This is a genomic window from Micromonospora sp. NPDC005299, from assembly GCF_042872345.1.
In the GTDB taxonomy this organism is placed as follows: domain Bacteria; phylum Actinomycetota; class Actinomycetes; order Mycobacteriales; family Micromonosporaceae; genus Micromonospora.
In genome coordinates this window covers 134033-152307 of record NZ_JBIAKG010000002.1, presented here as the reverse complement: position 1 = coordinate 152307, position 18275 = coordinate 134033, and the positions used below count along the sequence as shown (strand labels likewise).

14 protein-coding genes and 3 pseudogenes are annotated in these 18275 nt (G+C 71.5%); 13 read left to right on the top strand and 4 right to left on the bottom strand.

The annotated features are described in order from the left end of the window. Positions 1-32: 32 nt before the first annotated feature. Complete coding sequence (locus ACFYPD_RS06020) at positions 33-2648, bottom strand: ATP-binding protein (protein WP_387109544.1); 2616 nt, start codon at positions 2646-2648, stop codon at positions 33-35. A 77-nt stretch (positions 2649-2725) separates the two neighbouring features. On the opposite strand from ACFYPD_RS06020, the gene ACFYPD_RS06015 reads away from it, so the two are divergent. From ACFYPD_RS06015 to ACFYPD_RS06005, 3 genes are all read left to right on the top strand, one after another. Beyond that, a complete protein-coding gene (locus tag ACFYPD_RS06015) occupies positions 2726-3073 on the top strand; it encodes a nuclear transport factor 2 family protein (RefSeq protein WP_387109542.1) in 348 nt (115 codons plus the stop codon). Beyond that, positions 3070-4443 (top strand): MFS transporter, encoded by a 1374-nt coding sequence (locus ACFYPD_RS06010; RefSeq protein WP_387109539.1) that lies wholly within the window; start codon positions 3070-3072, stop codon positions 4441-4443. The genes ACFYPD_RS06015 and ACFYPD_RS06010 overlap by 4 nt, the downstream gene beginning before the upstream one ends. 244 nt (positions 4444-4687) lie before the next feature. After that, positions 4688-5050, top strand: coding sequence for a hypothetical protein (locus ACFYPD_RS06005; protein WP_387109535.1), 363 nt, complete (start codon positions 4688-4690; stop codon positions 5048-5050). Positions 5051-5121: 71 nt separating this feature from the next. On the opposite strand, the gene ACFYPD_RS06000 is transcribed toward ACFYPD_RS06005, so the two are convergent. Beyond that, on the bottom strand, positions 5122-5532 hold the full coding sequence (locus ACFYPD_RS06000; RefSeq protein ID WP_387109532.1) for a hypothetical protein: 411 nt from the start codon (positions 5530-5532) through the stop codon (positions 5122-5124). Between the two features lie 224 nt (positions 5533-5756). Here ACFYPD_RS06000 and ACFYPD_RS05995 point away from each other — a divergent pair. Both ACFYPD_RS05995 and ACFYPD_RS05990 read left to right on the top strand, forming a co-directional pair. Continuing rightward, positions 5757-7122: pseudogene (locus ACFYPD_RS05995) on the top strand (alpha-hydroxy-acid oxidizing protein). A gap of 89 nt (positions 7123-7211) precedes the next feature. Continuing rightward, positions 7212-7517, top strand: a complete 306-nt coding sequence (locus tag ACFYPD_RS05990; RefSeq protein WP_387109529.1) for a hypothetical protein — start codon at positions 7212-7214, stop codon at positions 7515-7517. A 95-nt stretch (positions 7518-7612) separates the two neighbouring features. On the opposite strand, the gene ACFYPD_RS05985 is transcribed toward ACFYPD_RS05990, so the two are convergent. Together ACFYPD_RS05985 and ACFYPD_RS05980 are read right to left on the bottom strand one after the other, a co-directional pair. Next, positions 7613-7810, bottom strand: a complete 198-nt coding sequence (locus tag ACFYPD_RS05985) for an aldo/keto reductase (protein WP_387110587.1) — start codon at positions 7808-7810, stop codon at positions 7613-7615. Between the two features lie 30 nt (positions 7811-7840). Further along, entirely contained in the window at positions 7841-8143 is a 303-nt protein-coding gene (locus ACFYPD_RS05980; RefSeq protein WP_387109526.1) for a hypothetical protein, read from the bottom strand. 95 nt (positions 8144-8238) lie between these two features. Between ACFYPD_RS05980 and ACFYPD_RS05975 the strand changes: the two are divergent. The 8 genes and pseudogenes from ACFYPD_RS05975 to ACFYPD_RS05940 all read left to right on the top strand — a co-directional run. Then, positions 8239-8418 (top strand): annotated as a pseudogene (locus ACFYPD_RS05975) (hypothetical protein); the annotation flags it as partial. 17 nt (positions 8419-8435) lie between these two features. Beyond that, a complete protein-coding gene (locus ACFYPD_RS05970; protein WP_387110623.1) occupies positions 8436-8564 on the top strand; it encodes a hypothetical protein in 129 nt (42 codons plus the stop codon). Positions 8565-9075: 511 nt separating this feature from the next. Beyond that, positions 9076-11679 (top strand): rifamycin-inactivating phosphotransferase, encoded by a 2604-nt coding sequence (gene rph, locus ACFYPD_RS05965; RefSeq protein ID WP_387109523.1) that lies wholly within the window; start codon positions 9076-9078, stop codon positions 11677-11679. A 286-nt stretch (positions 11680-11965) separates the two neighbouring features. After that, positions 11966-12550: pseudogene (locus ACFYPD_RS05960) on the top strand (IS607 family transposase); the annotation flags it as partial. 267 nt (positions 12551-12817) lie between these two features. Continuing rightward, complete coding sequence (locus ACFYPD_RS05955) at positions 12818-13996, top strand: RNA-guided endonuclease TnpB family protein (RefSeq protein ID WP_387110585.1); 1179 nt, start codon at positions 12818-12820, stop codon at positions 13994-13996. A 23-nt stretch (positions 13997-14019) separates the two neighbouring features. Continuing rightward, on the top strand, positions 14020-15999 hold the full coding sequence (locus ACFYPD_RS05950; RefSeq protein ID WP_387109521.1) for a potassium transporter Kup: 1980 nt from the start codon (positions 14020-14022) through the stop codon (positions 15997-15999). Between the two features lie 407 nt (positions 16000-16406). Beyond that, entirely contained in the window at positions 16407-17609 is a 1203-nt protein-coding gene (locus ACFYPD_RS05945) for a D-alanyl-D-alanine carboxypeptidase family protein (protein ID WP_387109518.1), read from the top strand. A 63-nt stretch (positions 17610-17672) separates the two neighbouring features. Beyond that, positions 17673-18092, top strand: coding sequence for a PPOX class F420-dependent oxidoreductase (locus ACFYPD_RS05940; protein WP_387109516.1), 420 nt, complete (start codon positions 17673-17675; stop codon positions 18090-18092). Positions 18093-18275 lie beyond the last annotated feature (183 nt).

The following is an 18275-nucleotide window of genomic DNA, read 5'->3' as shown; positions in this document are numbered from 1 at the left end:
AGCGCCGGAAACAGCACGGGTGCGCGCCGTCCTCACAGGGCCAGGGCGCTCAGCTCCGCGCGGCGGGCGACGCCGAGCTTCGGGTAGGCCTTGTACAGGTGGTAGGCGACCGTCTTGGGACTGAGGAAGAGCTGCGCGGCGATGTCCCGGTTGGAGAGTCCCTTGCCGGCGAGCCTGGCGATCTGCAGCTCCTGCGGGGTGAGGTCGGCGGCGGGCGCCGCGGCGGGCCGCGGGGCGCGCAGCCCGGTCGCCTCCAACTCGCCGCGCGCCCGCGCCGCCCACGGTGCCGCCGCCAACTGCTCGAACGTGTGCAGAGCGCGGTGCAGTTGGCCACGTGCCTCGGCCTTGCGCCGGGCGCGGCGCAACCACTCCCCGTACAGCAGCTCGGTGCGCGCCTGCTCGAACGGGCGGCCACCGACCTTCAGGGCCAGCAGGTGATCCTGCTCGTCGCCGGTGAGCAGCGCCCGGCACCGGTACGCCAGGGACATCGCCCACGGCTGGTCCACCCGCTCCGCCCAGGCCCGGAAGCGGGCGTACGCCTCCTCGGCCTGCTCGGGCACGCCGGCCCGGACGGCCGCCTCGACCAGGTCGGGCACGCTCCGGTACGCGCACACCTGGTGGGCGTACGGGTTCTCCTGCAGGGCGGCGAGCCGGGTCACGGCGGACTCCGCCCGGCCCTGGCCGAGGTCGAGCAGGCCCAGCGCCCACAGCGTCCACGCCCGACCGCCCGCCTCGGCACCCGCCGCGGCGCCGTCCAGCGCCGAGGCCACCAGGTCCAGGCAGCGCGCCTCGTCGCCGGCCACCGCGGCCAGCACCGCCTGGACGGCACGCAACTGGCTGACCCAGAGCGGCTGGCCGCCGTCCCGCGCTACCCGGACCGCCTCGTCGAGGCTGACCGTGGCGTCCCGGTGCCGGCCGTGGAAGAACTCGGCCTCGGCGAGGAAGAACAGCAGGGTGGGCAGCAGCCCGAGGACGCCGTCGGCCCGACAGCGGGCGACCAGGGCGCTGGCCAGCTCGTACGTCTCGGCGTCCTGCCCCGCGACGAAGCCGAGCCCGCAGAGCTGCATCCGGTCGCGGGGTTCGCCGCCCACCTCGGCGGCGGTGGCGGCCAACGGCAGCGGCCGGCCCCGCACGGCGGCGACCTGGTAGCGCGCCACCGGATGGTCGAGCGTGGCGAGCTGGTCGAGACAGGCGCCCAGGTGCGGCTCGCCGAGATACCAGGCCGGGTGGAACGCCGCCACCAGCAGCGCGTCCCGCCGTTCCGGGTCGAGCTCCGCGCCCTGCGTCATCAGGTCGTACGCGGTCTGGTGGCCGCCCTGCCAGAACCAGGCGTGCCCTTCGACCCAGGCGACGCGGGCGTGGAAGGTCGGCTCGTTCACCAGGCCGGCCGCCCGTTCGGCGAGCCGGACCGCGTCGCCGAGGTGCCCGGACTGCAGCCCGCTCTCCGCGGCCAGCAGCAGCCGGCGCGCCTTCGCGGCCTCGTCACCGCTCAGCTCCGCGGCGCGCTCGAACGCGGCCAGAGCCGCGCCGTAGCCGCTGCGCCCGCGGGCCTGCTCGGCGGTGCGTTCCAGGGCTGCGGCCACCTGCTCGTCCGGCCCGGTGGTGGCCGCGGCGAGGTGCCAGGCCCGCCGGTCGGCGGCGTCCGGCGCGGTGAGCACGTCCGCGAGAGCCCGGTGCACGGCGAGCCGCTCCGGGTACGGTGCGGCGGCGTGCACCGCGGCGCGGACCAGCGGGTGACGAAACCGCAGCCGCCGTCCGGTGACCTCGATGAGCCGGGCCTCCTCCGCCGCGCGCAGGTCAGCGGGGCTGCCGCCGAGCGGCGCGGCGGCGCGCAGCAGCACGTCCAGGTCGCCGGTGTCCTCGACGGCGGCGACGCGCAGCAGCGCCCGGGTGCCGGCGGGCAGCCGGTCGACCTGGCCGTGGAACGCCGCCAGCAACCGGTCGGTCAGCGGCAGCGGACCGCCGGTCCCGCCCGCGTCGAGGACTCCGGGCAGCTCGATCAGCGCAAGCGGGTTGCCCTGCGCCTCGCCGAGCACCCGCATCCGTACCTCCGGAGCGAGCTGCGGGTCGAGCAGCCGGACGGCGTCGGCCGGCGCGAGCGCGCCGACGGTCAGCTCGGGCAGGCCCGGGGCGGGGAAGCTCCCGTCCCGGGCCGCGAAGATCATCACGACGCCCTCGGCGTGCAGCCGGCGCGCGGCGAACAGCAGCGCCTCGGCGGAGACGGTGTCCAGCCAGTGCGCGTCGTCGACGAGGCAGAGCAGTGGGCCGTCCTCGGCGAGGTCCGCCAGGAGCGACAGCACGGCGAGCCCCACCAGCAGCCGGTCGGCCGGGGCGCCGCCGCCGAGCCCGAACGCGGAGGCGAGCACCCGCCGCTGCGGTTCGGGCAGCCGGTCGAGGCGGTCCAGCGCGGGCCGCACGAGCTGACTCAGCCCGGCGAACGGCAGCTCGGCCTCGAACTCGGCGGCGCTGGCGCGCAGCACGCGCGGCGGTCGGGCGGCCGGTGACGTCAGCTCGGCCGCCCAGTCCAGCAGCGCCGTCTTGCCGATGCCCGGGCCGCCCCGCAGCACCAGCGCGGCGCTCTCCCCGGTCCGGGCCCGCGCCACCAGGGCCGCGATCCGGTCCTGCTCCGCGCCGCGGCCGTGCAACATTCCCGCACCCTACACAGGTACGCAGTACCTAAGCGCTACCGATTCCCGGGCGCTGGATCATCCCTAGCGTCGTGGCCATGGAACTGATCGAGAAGTACCTCGCCGCCTGGAACACCACCGACCCCGCCGCCCGCCGAGCCCTCGTCGACGAGGTCTGGACCGCCGACGGGACGTACACCGACCCGCTGGCCGCCGTCGCCGGACGCGACCAGATCGACGCGCTGATCGCCGGCGTGCAGCAGCAGTTCACCGGCCTGGAGTTCCGCCTCGCCGGCCCGGTCGACGCGCACCACGACCTGGCCCGGTTCACCTGGCACCTCGGCCCGCGCGGCGCCGAGCCGATCGTCGTCGGCTTCGACGTCGCGGTCATCACCGACGGTCGGATCGCCACCGTGCACGGCTTCCTGGACCGGGTGCCGGCATGACCGTCCTGGCCCCGCGCCCGGCGCCGGTCACCGCCCCGGCCACCAGGTCCGTCAGCTTCCTGCCGGTGCTGCTGACCGCCACGTTCATGACCGCGATCGACGCGTTCATCGTCAACGTGGCGCTGCCGGCGATGCAACGCGACCTGCACGCCGGCCCGGCCGCGCTGGAGTGGGTGGTCGCCGGCTACGTCCTCGCGGTGGCCGCCGGCCTGATCACCGGCGGCCGGCTGGGTGACCGGTACGGTCGCCGCCGGATCTTCGGGCTCGGCCTCGCGCTGTTCACGGCCGCCTCGGTGCTCTGCGGGCTGGCGCCCACCGCGGGCATCCTGCTCGGCGCCCGGGTGCTGCAAGGGCTCGCGGCGGCGCTGCTCATGCCGCAGGTGCTGGCCATCGTGCGGACCAGCGTCGCGCCCGCCGAGCAGCCGAAGGCGTTCGCCCGGTACGGCCTCACGATGGGCCTGGGCGCCGTCTTCGGGCAGTTGATCGGCGGCCTGCTCATCCAGGCCGACCTGTTCGGCCTGGACTGGCGGCTGTGCTTCCTGATCAACCTGCCGATCGGCGTCGCCGCGCTGGCCCTTCTCCGCCGGGTGCCCGAGTCCCGCCACCCGGCGACCCGGCTCGACCTGGCCGGCGTGGTCCTGGTCAGCGCGGCGCTGGTGGCGCTGGTGCTCCCGCTGGTGGAGGGGCGCGAACAGGGCTGGCCGCTGTGGACGTGGCTGAGCCTGGCCGCCTCGGTGCTGCTGTTCGCGCTCTTCGTGGCGACCCAGCGGCGCAGTGGGCAACCCCTGGTGCACCTGGCGCTGTTCCGCGAACGGGCGTTCTCGGTGGGGCTGGTGGCGACCCAGGTGTTTTGGATGGGGCAGGCGTCCTTCTTCCTCATCCTGGCCCTCTACCTGCAGGTGGAACGCGGTCTGTCGGCGCTGGAGTCGGGGGCCGTCTTCACCGCGATCGGCGCCGGCTACCTGGCCACCTCGACGTACGCCCACCGGATCGCCGCCCGGCTCGGTCGCCACGTGGTCACCGTCGGGGCGCTGGTGATGGCGGTGGGCCTGTACGGCATGTGGGAGGCGGCCGGACACGGGACGGGTTGGCTCGTGCCGGGGCTCGCCGTGGACGGCATCGGCATGGGCATCGCGCTCGCGCCGCTGACCACCACCGTGCTCGCCCGGGTCAGCGCACCGCACACCGGCGCCGCCGCCGGCGTGCTCGCCACGGTCAACCAGACCGGCAACGCGCTCGGGGTGGCCCTGATCGGCATCGTCTTCTACCAGGCCGCCGATCTGACCGGTGGGTTCCGCGCCGGGCTGGTCGAGCTCATCGTGCTGGAACTGGCGCTGGCCGCGATCATCCAACTGCTGCCGAGAAGGTGACGCCGACGACATGGTGCGGCCTGGTTCTGCGCGTCGACGATCTCGTCGCGCATCACCGGGCCGCACCCGTCCCTGGGCGCTCCCCGCTTCCGCCAGAACCTGAACGGAGCCGGATGCCCCAATCAGCGCAACAGGCGCATTGCGGACGAAGGTGCGGGGCGGGTGAGCCGCGGTCCGGGGAATGACGTCGACCGGGGCGGGCAATCGACCCGGGTACCGGCGGACGAGACCAGCGAGGTGCGCGATGACGGGCAGCAGCGGACGGGGAGACGAGCAGCAGCCGGAGGCGGCGACCCCATGGGTCACCCGGGACGGCTTCGACGCGGACCCGCCGTGGGGCGCGGGCGAGCACGATCCGATGGACGAGGGCAGCGAGGAGACCGCCGTACCCGAGGGGCGCCGCGGCGAGCGGCGTGCCGACGCGCCGGCCGGGCCGTCGGGCCGCGCGGGCCGGCACGGGTTCGGGCGGGTCGAGCCCACCCGTACGCCGATGGCGGGTCCCGGCGCGCCCCCGGACCCGGCGCCGTCGCGCCGGTCGTTCCCCGACGACGCGGACATCGACGTCCGTTCGGAGGACGCGCTGCGCACGCGCGGCCGGCGGTCCTGAGCCGGGCGCGGGTGCGTACGGCCCGGCCGCCGCCACGGCGCCACAGCGCGGCGTAGCCGTTGAGCAGGGGTTCAGTCGGGCAGCAGTCGCCGGAGGATCCCCTTGCCGGTCGCTCCCAGCCGATACGACTGGACGAGGTACGAGCCGCAGGCGATGTTCGCCCCGGCGAGAACCGGCACCAGGAACTGGACCATCCGCTGCCGTCGCTGCCAGGCCGCGATCTCGGACGGAGTCTCCGGCGTCGGCAGCGTCACGTCGCGTACCTCGACCCTGACACCGCGTTGGTGCGCCTCTTCGGCGAGCCGGCCGATCCTGCTGCCACAGTAGGCGGAGTACGCGGTGGCTGCGGCGCCGGCGACCGCCAGCCCGGCCTTGACGGCCCCCACCGTGCCAAACCCCTTCTGCAACGCCATGCGTCGCCGACGCACCCGAGCCAGTTGCGCGCCGGCGACCAGAGTGGCGCCGATGCCGAGCCACTGCACGGGCCCGAACCGCCCCCACGCCGACTCCGCGACCCGGATACGGTCGATTCCGTCCCGGTGGATCGCTGCCCGACTTGTTCACGCCGGCGGCGCACCTCCGGACCCACGTCACGTCGCGGACCGTCGACGAGAGCCGCCGTGGTCGGACATTGGCAGGTCGGCGGAGGTGGTCTTAGGGTGCTGCTCTCGGCAACAGCCGGAGCCAGCCACCCCGGAGGACCAGCATGACCGACACGGCCCGCCAGTCCGCCGGCGCCGCCGACCCGACCGGGACCGGCACCCCGGCCGCCGCTCCCACCGCCGCGGAGCCGGTGCCCACCGGTGTCGGGCTGAGCCGTCTGCAGCACATCTACCGGGAAGGAATGCTCGGGCGGCGACCGGTCGTCCCGACCGACTTCACCGAGCTGGAGCGACGGGCACGCCGGGCCAGCAGCCGGATCGCCTGGGCGTACGTCGCCGGAGGCGCCGGCGAGGGGCGCACGATGCGCCGGAACAGGGCCGCCTTCGAACGCTGGGCGATCGTCCCCCGGATGGCGGCCGGCGCCGTCGAGCGGGACCTGTCGGTCGGCCTGCTCGGCACCCGCCACGCCAGCCCGGTCCTGCTCGCCCCGGTCGGGGCCGGCGCCCTGATGGGCCGGGACAGCGACCTGTCCATCGCCCGCGCCGCGGCCGCCACCGACACCGGCTACGTCTTCTCCAACCAGGGCTGCAACACGATGGAGGAGTGCGCCGCCGCGATGGGCGACACCCCGCGCTGGGTCCAGCTCTACTGGAGCAGACGAGGGCCTCGTGGACAGCCTGATCCAGCGGGCCGAGTCGATCGGGGCCGGCGCCCTCGTCGTCACCCTGGACACCACCGTGCTCGGCTGGCGGCCGCAGGACCTCAACCTCGGCTCCCTGCCGTTCACCCGCGGCGTCGGGATCGCCCAGTACACCTCCGACCCCCGCTTCGGCGCCATCGTCGCCGACCGGGTGGCCGGGCCGGCCACGAAGCAGGACGTCCGGGTCACGCTGAGCGCCGTACGCACCCTGCTCGCGATGACCCGCAACCATCCGGGGCGCTTCTGGCGCAACCTGCGCTCTCCCCTGCCCCGCGCCTCGGTGGAGACGTTCCTGGACATCTACTCCAACCCGGGTCTGTCCTGGCGGCATCTGGAGACCCTGCGGGAACGCACCCGACTCCCGGTGGTGCTCAAGGGCATCCTGCACCCGGACGACGCGCGCCGCGCACTCGACCTGGGCGTGGACGCGATCGTGGTGTCCAACCACGGCGGCCGGCAGATCGACAACGCCATTGCCTCCCTCGACGCCCTGGTCGCCATCCGCGACGAGATCGGCCCGGAGCCGACGCTGCTGCTCGACAGCGGCATCCGCACCGGAGCGGACGTCTTCGTCGCGCTCGCCCTCGGCGCCGACGCCGTCCTGCTCGGCCGGCCGCACCTGTACGGGCTCGCGCTCGCCGGGCAGCGCGGCGTGGAGGACGTCATCCGCAACGTCGTGGCCGAACTCGACCTCACCATGGCGCTCACCGGCACCCGGGACATCGCCGCCATCACCCGCGACCTGATCTCGGCCGCTGCCCCCGTATGACCGCGCAGCTGCGGTGAACGGCCTGCCATCCCACCTCGGGTCAGCCTGAGCTCGGACGCGGGCGATTCTCCGCGGTGTACGGTCGGGGAATGGGCCTCCCCACCGCAGTGACCACCGCCGGGTCCCTGATCGGCGGTTGGCAGCTCGCCCGCCGGACCGGAAACCGTTCCCTCGGCGGTGTGGTCCTCGCTGCGGGCGGCGTGCTGGCGGGACGCGAGTGGGCCCGCCGGACCAGCCCGGCCGTGACCGCAGCCCTGCTCGCGACCTACGCCGGGGCCTTCGGCCTGTCGCACCCGCTGGCCAGGCGCATCGGCGCCTGGCCCTCGGTGCTGGTCGTCTCCGCGCTCACCGCGGCCGCCTCGTACGCGGCAGCGGACCGCCACGCCCCGCGCTGAGCAGCCCACCCGTCCGGCTGCCTCGTCCGTGCCGCCAAACATGATCGCGCCACCGTGACAGCGAGTTCGCGCGTCGGCTCGGAGCGTCGGTGCGTTCAGGCGGCCGCGTCCAGCCGCCCGCGCACCTCCTCGGCAAGCACCAGGGCGGCACCGTTCAAAGCCTCCCCCAGCTGGGCGACGCTGCTGACACCGACGATCGGCGTCACTGCGGGAACGCCCCCCGTCAGCCAGGCGAGCACGACCTGGTTGCGGGTGACGCCGAGCTCGCCGGCCACCTCGGTGAGCACGGCCAGCCGCCGGGCGGTTCCCGGGTGGTCGTAGGCCTAGGGAAGGGGACGCTCGTCGCGGGTGTAGGAGCCGTTGAGCAGGGGGGTGTAGGCCCACAGGGTGAGTTCGCGATCCGAGCTGACGTAGTCGAGGACTTCATCCGTCACCCAGCCGAAGCGGTGGCCCTGGTCAGGAACGGACGCGTCCGGGCGCGGTTTGAGGTACGGGTGCCGCAGCTGCAACGCGGTGTAGCCGGACCACCCGTTGGCCCGGGCGACGCCGCGGGCGCGCTCCACCCGCCAGAGAGCGTGGTTGGAGGCGCCGAGGCGACCCACGGCGCCGGACCCGGGTGCGGGCACCGGGGCGCCTGGACAGCCATTCGCCGATTTGTCACCGCGCACCCGCGTACCGGTGGCTCTGCCCTGCTCGTGGAGACCTTCCTAGCGTGACGGGCATGGATGACACCGTTGTACGCCTCACCGGACTCACCCGACGGATCGGACCCGTTCGGGCCGTCGACAACCTCGACCTGGCCATCGCGCGGGGAACCAAGATCCTGCGTCCCGAGCCTTCGGCGCAGGTCCACACGGTTGTGTTGCCTGATTCCAGGGGACTCGGGGTGGGATCAGCGTTACTGAAGGCGGCCGAACGGTGGGCAACGACCGCGGGATCACGTACCTGTCGGCCGGCATCTACCACCGCAACGTCGGTGCGGTGCGCTTCTACGGTCGGCACGGCTACGCCGACGCTGGTCTTTCCCTGGGCGGGCGCCTGGATTAGGGCCTGCGGTGTCGACGTGGTCGGACCGTCCAGGATGACTGCCTGTTTCCGCGATGCCGCAGCGCCCGGCGGCTGGAGTCGTGCGCGTGACCCTTGTCCGCGATCAGAAGGGCGTCTCGTCTCCAGTGCGACTCATCGTGTCTGCGACTCATCGTGTCTTCGCGAGGACGATTTCCGTCCGCAACGGAAAACAACAAAGGAAGCGTTTCCCACTTTAACGTATATCCCACTGGGGGGCTTGCCGCAAGACCCAGGTCGTGCCGCAGAATCGTCCGCCGGACCCAGGAACGTACGAAGAAATGGGGCACGGCGTGCGGGTGTTGTTGGCGACCCATCGGGGGCGACCGATCGGCGCGGAGATGTGGGTGTGCGCGCCGCCCGACCAGGCGGAGCGGCCAGCCGACGGTCCGCGGGGAAGGCAAGGCCCAGAAGGTTCGACTGAGCTCGGGACGCCGATGACCCGCGCGGTCGGTGGAGTGCAGTGGACGACGGCCGGCTCGGAGGTACCGCGATGATCGAGCAGTACGTGTTGGGTCTCCACGAGGTCGACGAGAGGCAGGTCGCGATCGTCGGCGGCAAGGGCGCGCATCTCGGGGCGCTGACGCGGATCGACGGCATCCGCGTGCCGCCCGGCTTTTGCGTCACGACGGACGCCTTCCGTCGGATGATGGCCGAAGCGCCGTCGATCGACGACGGACTCGATCAGCTGTCGCGCCTGAACCCGGACGACCGGGAGGCGATCCGCGCGCTCAGTGCGGAGATCCGCCGGACCATCGAGGGGACCGTCCTCCCCGACGATGTGGCGGCGGCCATCACCCGGGCTCTCATCCAGCACGGTGAGCGGGCTGCCTACGCCGTGCGATCCAGCGCGACGGCGGAAGACCTGCCGACGGCCTCCTTCGCAGGCCAGCAGGACACATATTTGAATGTCATGGGGACGGCCGCGATCCTCCGGCACGTCAGCCGGTGCTGGGCCTCGCTGTTCACCGAGCGGGCCGTGACCTACCGTCAGCGGAACGGCATCGACCACCGCACGGTCCACATGGCCGTTGTCGTGCAGACGATGGTCTTCCCGCAGGTGGCCGGCGTCCTGTTCACGGCCGACCCCGTCACGTCCAACCGGAAGGTCGCCTCCGTGGAGGCCAGCTTCGGCCTCGGCGAGGCTCTGGTCTCCGGGCTGGTGAACGCGGACGCCTACAGGGTGCGGGACGGTGAGATCGTCGACAGGGCGATCGCCACCAAGCGGCTTGCCATCCACGCTCTGCCGGCCGGCGGGACGACGGAACAGGCGATCGAGTCGGAGCGGCAGCAGCAGCCGGCGCTGACGGATGCCCAGGTCGTGCGGCTGGTGCAGCTGGGCCGGCGGATCGAAGCCCATTTCGGCCACCCCCAGGACATCGAGTGGTGCCTGGTCGACGACGACTTCCAGATCGTCCAGAGCCGGCCGATCACCACGCTGTTCCCCGTCCCCGTCCCCGAGACCGGGGACGGAGCGAACCACGTCTACCTCTCCGTCGGTCACCAGCAGATGATGACCGACCCCATGAAGCCCCTGGGCGCCTCCATGTGGCAGCTGACGGCCATGGCGCCGATGCACGAGGCCGGTGGAAGGCTGTTCGTCGACGCCACCCGGATCCTGGCATCGCCTTCGAGCCGCGCCGGCCTGCTGGAGATGGCGGGAAGATCCGATCCGCTGACCAGGGACGCGCTGGAGACTGTCATCGAGCGCGGCGACTTCATCCCGTCGCTCCCCGATCAGGGTCCACCGGGGCCGCCCGCCGGCGGCGCGCCGGCACCGATCGAGACCGATCCGGCCATCGTCACCGACCTGATCGCACGCAGCCAGGCGTCCATCGCCGCCTTGCGGCGCGACATCGAAACGAAGTCCGGGCCGGCGCTGTTCGACTTCCTCCTGGCGGCGTTCCAGGAGCACAAGCGGCTCCTGGGCGATCCCCGGAGCATGCAGGCGATCATGGCGGGGATGGAGGCCTCGTGGTGGCTCAACGAGCAGCTGCAAGCGTGGCTGGGCGAGAAGAACGCGGCCGACACGCTCACCTTGTCCGCGCACCACAACGTCACGTCGGAGATGGGGCTGGCGCTCCTGGACGTCGCCGACGTCATCCGCCCGCATCCGGAGGTGGTGGCCTTCCTGCAGGAGGTCGAGGACGAGGGCTTCCTGGATGAGCTGGCCAAGCTCCCGGGCGGCCAGGAAGCGCGAGACGCCATCCAAGCCTTCCTCGACAGGTACGGCATGCGCTGCGTCGGCGAGATCGACATCACGAGGCCGCGCTGGAGCGAACGCCCCACCACCCTCGTGCCCGTCATCCTCGACAACGTCAGGAATTTCGAGCCGGGCGCTCGCGAGCGGCGCTTCGAGCAAGGGCGCCAGGCGGCGGAGAGAAAGGAACAGGACGTCCTGGAGCGCCTGCGGGCCCTGCCGGACGGGGAGCGGAAAGCCGAAGAGACCAAGCGGATGATCGACCGGGTCCGCACCTTCATCGGGTACCGGGAGTATCCGAAGTACGCCATCATCAGCCGCTACTTCGTCTACAAGCAGGCCCTGCTGGAAGAGGCCGAACGCCTCGTGCAGGCGAACGTGCTCCGCGAGAAGGAAGACATCTTCTACCTCACGTTCCAGGAGCTTCACGACGTCGTGCGCACGAACCAGGTTGATGATCAGCTCATCCACCGGCGGAAGGACGCGTTCAGGTCGTATCACGCGCTCACGCCGCCCCGGGTGCTCACGTCGGAGGGTGAGGGCATCGCCGGGGCGTACCGACGCGACGATGTGCCGACCGGCGCGCTGGTCGGCCTCCCGGTTTCCGGCGGGGTCGTCGAGGGGCGGGCTCGGGTCGTCCTGGACATGGCCGAGGCCGATCTCGAACCGGGCGACATCCTGGTCACCGCATACACCGACCCGAGCTGGTCGCCGCTGTTCGTCGCTGTCGAGGGGTTGGTGACCGAGGTGGGCGGCCTCATGACCCATGGGGCGGTGGTCGCCCGGGAGTACGGCTTGCCGGCCGTCGTCGGTGTGAAGGATGCGACCAAGCTGATCCGGGATGGGCAGCGCATTCGCGTGCACGGAACCGACGGTTACGTCGAGATCCTGCTTTGACCGACCACCGACAGAGGAGGCGCGGCGCCGGCCGCCCTACCCCCGTCGACTACGAAGCGGCGCAGCACGTCGACCCGGCTGTCGTTGCCGACATCGCCGACTGGCTGGCACCGGACCGCAACTCCTGACGTCTTCCCCGCTGGCGGCGCGAACACGGATTCCCTCCATCTCGTCAGAGCGTGGTGGTGAGCACGTTCGACCAAGGTTCGGAGGTCCCGGGTAGGGGCGGCCGGGAGCAGCGACTAGTGGTTGCTTGCCTTTCTAGAGCTGTCCACAATGGACTACTGTGGGTAGCGTGTATCGGATCGGCGAGTTCGCCAGGCGGGTGGGCCGTTCGGTGAGCATGGTGCGCCGGTGGGAGGCGGAGGGCCGGATCACCGCCCGTCGTCTGCCGTCCGGGCAGCGGTACTTCGACGATTCGGATGTGCGCAGGGTGCTGCAGCCGGGCTTCGACGCCGACCGGCGGAAGGTTGTGGTGTATTGCCGGGTGTCGTCGCCGGGTCAGAAGGTCGACTTGGCCTCGCAGATGGCGGCGATGCAGCAGTTCTGCCTCGCTCGCGGTCTGGCCGTGGACGAGTGGATCAGCGAGGTTGGCGGCGGGATGGACCTTCGCCGTAAGAAGTTTCTGGCGTTGATGGACGCGGTCGACCGGGGTGAGGTCGCCACGCTGGTGGTGGCGCACCAGGACCGGTTGGCGCGGTTCGGCTTCGAGTTGCTGGAGCATCTGGCGGCGCGTGGCGGCTGCGAGATCGTCGTGGCCAACCAGGAGTCCCTGTCCCCGCAGCAGGAGTTGGTCGAGGACCTCCTGGCCGTCGTGCACACCTTCTCGTGCCGGCTGGACGGTTTGCGCCGCTACGAGAAGGAGCTAAAGGGCGGACTTGACCATGGAGGGTGGCCGGTGAAGGTCACCCGGATCGCCTACTCGGCGCGGCTGAATCCGGGTAAGTACGCCGCCCTGGTGGAGCAGGCCCGCCGGTTGGGTCGGGTGCGCAGCGAGGTGTGGCAGCGCTACGGCTCGATCGCCGGGGTCGGGTCCGGGCTGCGGGACCGGCAGGTGCGCGACCGGTGGCTGGCCGACGGCACACACACGTTGTTTGGTGTGCTGGCCAATGCGTGGAAGGAAACCGTCCGCGACGCCATGGCCGACATCGCAGCGAACCTGGCGGCGGCCAAGGTCGACGTCCGGCGGGCGATCAGCCGACGCACCAACGATCCGGCCGAGCGCAAGCGGATGTTCACCGCGCTGAAGGCCGACCAGTGGGCTGAGGATCCGTTCCTGTCTCGGCAGATGCGCAAGCATTGGAGGCGGGGCCGCAACCGCACGCACGATCAGATCGTGGTACGCGCCGACAGGTACCACGCCGCCGTCGATGGGCGGGGACGGTTGTGGCTGGCGATTCCCGGTCTCGAGCCCCGCAAACTGGTCAGGATCCCGCTGTCCACGACCGTCGCCCCGACCGGGACGCTGCGGCTGATCCTGCGCGGCGGCCGGGTCGAGGTCCACTACCAGATCGACGCGGCGCAGATGCGGTCCTCGCAGCGAGCATGCGGCGAGGCGACGACCGGCGTGGACAAGGGCTACACCGAAGCCCTCACCGACTCCAACGGCCAGCCCCACGGCTTAAAGCTCGGCGTGCTGCTGTCCAGCGAGTCGGACCGGTTGAAGGAACGTAACCGGCGTCGGGCGAAGCTCCGCTCGATCGCCAACAGCGCCGCGCTGCGCGGGGACCGCGCGAAAGCGCACCGGATCAAGGCCAACAACCTCGGCACGCTCAAGCGGGACCGGCAGGCCGCCCGGCATCGGGCGCGGGTGCGCACGGAGGTCTTCACCGCGGTGCACGAGGTCGTGGACAAGGCCGGCACCGTGATCGCCGAGGATCTCACCAAATCCTTCACCGGCCGCAAAAAGCTTCCAAAGAACATCAACCGGCGTCTGGCCGCGTGGACCAAAGGAGTCACCGCCGAGGCCCTGAAAAGCGTGTCGGAGCGCAGAGGTTCTGCGCTCGTACATGTCAACGCCGCCTACACCTCACAAGTCTGTCACCGCTGCGGTCGGTTCGGCCGACGTAGTGGGGACCGGTTTCACTGCACCTCGTGCGGGGTGGTGTGGCAGGCCGACGTGAACGCCGCGATCAACATCCTGCACCGAGCCGGCGACCCCGACATCGCCCTGCACACCCCACACCACAAGGTGAAGCAGATCCTGCAGGACAGGACCGATCGCCACCGGACCAGACTGCCGGTCCAGGACTCCAGCCCAGCCACCACCGGGCGGAGAGCGAACCATCCGAACCGCTCAACTATGAGCAACAAGTAGGAAGCAGTTGGTATGCCTATGGGGTGGCGGAGCGCGCAAGCAACCAGCAGCCCGGGGTAGGCGCCAAGGAGCCCGCGGCGGATGGTGGGACGCCGTCCCAGAGGTCGCTGGCGGGTCGCTCGACGGCGGGGCTGGGTGTGCTGCTGGGCGCATTGGGGGTGGTCTACGGCGACATCGGCACGAGCCCGCTGTACGCGCTGAAGACGGTCTTCACCCTCGACCGCAGCCTGACACCGGACGCTCCCGACGTGTTCGGCGTGATCTCGTGGGTCTTCTGGTCGATCATCCTGATCGTGTCGGTCAAGTACGTCATCTTCATCCTGCGGGCCGACAACGAGGGCGAGGGCGGAGTGATGGCCCTGGCCGCCCTCGCCCGGAGGGCGCTGCTCACAATCAGTGAAAGGCGCGCCGCAACCGTGCTGGCGCTTGGGGCGCTCGGCGCAGCCCTGTTCTACGGCGACAGTGTCATCACCCCGGCGATCTCGGTGTTGTCGGCGGTGGAAGGGCTGGAGGTGATATCTCCGACGTTGGAGGTGGTGGTGCTGCCGGCGTCGGCGGTGATCCTCACCCTGCTGTTCGCCATCCAGCGCTGGGGCACCGGACGGGTCGGGGCGGTGTTCGGGCCGATCATGCTGATCTGGTTCGCCTGCCTGGGGGTCGCCGGCGCGGCCGAGGTGATCCGTCACCCCAACGTGCTGGCCGGGCTGTCACCGACGTACGCGGCCCTGTTCGTCGTCGACCACCCGATGATCGCGTTCATCGCGATGGGTGCCGTGGTGCTGTCGATCACCGGCGCCGAAGCGCTGTACGCCGACATGGGGCACTTCGGCCGCGCTCCGATCCGCCGGGCCTGGTTCGGGATCGTCTTCCCCGCGCTGACCCTGAACTACCTCGGCCAGGGTGCGTTGATCCTCCGGGCGCCGGAGCGCCGGGACAATCCGTTCTTCCTGCTGCTGCCCGACTGGGCGCAGCTGCCGATGGTCGTCCTGGCCACCGTGGCCACCGTGATCGCGTCCCAGTCGGTGATCTCCGGAGCGTTCTCGGTGTCCAGGGAGGCCATGCGGCTGGGCTTCCTGCCGCACCTGAGCATCCGGCAGACCTCCCGTTTCCAGTACGGACAGATCTACGCCCCGGGAGTGAACTGGGGCCTGTTCGTGGCAGTCCTGGTGGTGGTGTTCGCGTTCGGCTCGTCCACGAACCTTGCCGCCGCCTACGGGGTGGCGGTCACCGGCACCTTCATGATCACCACGACCCTGTTCCTGGTCGTCGCGCGGGCGCGCTGGCGCTGGACCACTTGGCGGCTGGCGCTGTTCGGCTTCGTCTTCGGCAGCATCGAGCTGACCTTCTTCACGGCGAACCTGGCAAAGGTCACCCACGGCGGTTGGCTGACGCTGCTGATCGCGATCATCCTGTTCACGGTCCTGCTGACGTGGCGACGCGGAGCCGAACTGGTCACCGCCCGGCGGATCGAACGGGAGGGACCGCTTCCCGAGTTCATCGACACCCTGCACGCCACGAACATCCCGTGGGTGCCCGGCACCGCGGTGTTTCCCCATCCGAACAAGGAGACCACGCCCCTGGCACTACGCGCGAACGTCGCGCACTACCACGTCCGGCACGAACGAATCGTGATCATTACGGGTCGCACCGCCAACGTCCCGCACATCCCCTGGGAGCAGCGCCTCACCATCGATGACCTCGGCGACCCGAACGACGGCATCATCCACATCGACGCCCTCTTCGGCTTCCAGGACGCCACCGACTTCCCCGAGGTACTTCGCCACGCCGCCGCGCACCCCCATGCCAAGGGAATCAACCTCGACCTGGACCAGATCTCCTACTTCGTCTCCAAAATCACGCTGCGTTGCACGCGCCAGCCCGGCATGGCCATCTGGCGCAAGCGCCTGTTCATCGCCCTCGCCCACAACGCCGCCAGCCACGCCGAGTTCCTCCACCTGCCCGAGGAACGCACCATCGTCCTCAGCGCCGAAGTCGCGGTCTGAGCCTGCCGCGATCAGGCTCGCTTCGGCGGTCTGACGCACCGCAACTGAACGGGAGCCGCTCCCGCCCAGTGCTGCCGATCTGTGCCGCGGCGACAGCATTTCCCCTGTTGCCCTGGTGACCGGAACGGGCTGCCGATATCTGTTCGCCAACGACGGAATGAGCAATCGACTGCTCCCGCATCCCGTCCTGACCCGGCAGCGCCCGGCGTTTCCGGTGCGGCCGGGTGGAGTCCCGACTGCGCCGATTCGCCCTCATCGGCACCGCTCGTCGCACGGTGAGCCTGGCGAAACGGCACAAGGCGATTGGAGGAGTGCCGACGAGGCCGAGGCGGCATTTTCCCGCCTTCCCGGGACCACTTTCTGCAACCGGGCCGGGTCCGCATGGTTGGCGATTACGGTGCTTTGATGTGGCCATCATTCGCATTGCCGCCGTGGCGCTCAGCGCCGTTATGACCACGTCCGCCGTAATGTCCGCGTCACCGGCGCGGGCGGCCGCGCCGTACGTGCCCTGCCCGGCCGTGAAGCCGGCGGTTGCCCCACCGCCCGCACCGTCTCCGCCGCCGGTCGGTGCCGCCGACCGGGCCGTCGGAGGGGAGTCGCTGGCGACGGCGGGACTGTCCGTTCCGGCTGGCGCGCCCGTGGCTCCGGCGGTGACCGCCACCTCGTGGCTGGTGGCCGACCTCGACAGTGGCGCGGTGCTGGGTGGGTGCGGACCGCACGAACGCCGCACGCCGGCCAGCGTGCAGAAGATGCTGCTCGCCGCAGCCCTGATGCCCTACCTCGACCCGACACAGGTGGTCGAGGTCACCCGGGCGGATCTGCAGGATCTCGATCCGGCCAGTTCGGTGATGGGGGTGGTGCCAGGCGGCCGGTACTCGATCGAGAGCCTGTGGCTGGGGCTTCTCCTCAAGTCGGGAAACGACGCCGCCAACGTGCTGGCCCGCGTCGGCGGTGGCCCTGCCGGCCGGCAGGGCGGCGTGCAGGCGATGAACGACGAGGCACGCCGGCTGGGCGCGAACCAGACCCACGCGGCGACACCGTCCGGCCTGGACGGCCCCGGTCAGTACACCAGCGCGTACGACCTGGCGCTGATCGCGCGCGCCACCTACGCCCGCGCGGACTTCCGGCGGTACATCGCCACGCGGGTGGCCGAGATACCGGAGGCGCCGGGACGGTCCGGCTTTTCCATCGCCCACGACAACACGCTGCTGGACCACTACCCGGGGACCCTCGGCGGGAAGACGGGCTTCACCGACCTGGCACGACAGACGTACGTGGGGGTGGCCGAGCGCAACGGCCGGCGGCTCGCCGTCACCCTGCTCGGTGCGGAGACCGCGCCGTTGGGCAGCCTGGGCGAGGCGGCGGCGCTGCTGAACTGGGGCTTCGCGCTCTCCCCCGACGCGTCGGTCGGCCGCCTGGTCACCCCGGACGCGAAGAAGGACGACCGCCCCGTTGCCCAGGTCAAAGCCGAGCAGCACGCTCCGGCTCGGACCGGGCGGTCGATGTCGTGGGTGGCCATCCTCGGCCTCGGTGCCGCTGGCGCCCTGGCCGTCCTGCTCCTGGCGGCGCGCTGGCGACGAAGGGCGGCGCGGGCGGCGGCCAAGCCGTAGCCGGCCCCGTCGGCTCGGCGATTGCGTACATTGCGGAGGACACGCCGTCGCGAGGAGGAGAACATGTCGAAGCCGCCACTGCCCGAACCCGCGGTCACCATGCTCCGGAAGCCGAACCCCGCCGTCATGGCCACGCTCAAACCCGATGGTCAGCCGGTCTCCGCGGCCACCTGGTACCTCTGGGACGACGGCCGGATCATGGTGAACATGGACGAGGGCCGCCGCCGGCTGAGCCATCTCCGCAACGACCCCCGGGTCAGCCTGACGGTGCTGGACGGGCAAGCCTGGTACACGCACGTCACGATCCTCGGGCGCGTCGTCGAACTCCGCGATGACGAGGACCTGGCGGACATCGACCGGCTCTCCCAGCACTACAGCGGGAGCGCGTATCCACGGCGCGATCGCCGGCGGGTCAGCGCCTTCATCGAGGTCGACCGCTGGCACGGGTGGGGCGCGCTGAAGGACAACAACCAGGTCGGCTGACCGGCGGCGACAGTCTCCTCGCACTCAACCGCCGAGCTGCGCGAGCCGGACGCGTATCGCGTCGGCGTCGGGATGATCGAGCTGTTCCAGGATCGTCAGCCCCATCGGGGGCCATCAGGTCCCCGACGGTGAGCCGGGCGGAACCCTGCGGGACGGGGTGCGGTCCGAACAGGTCCGCCCGGT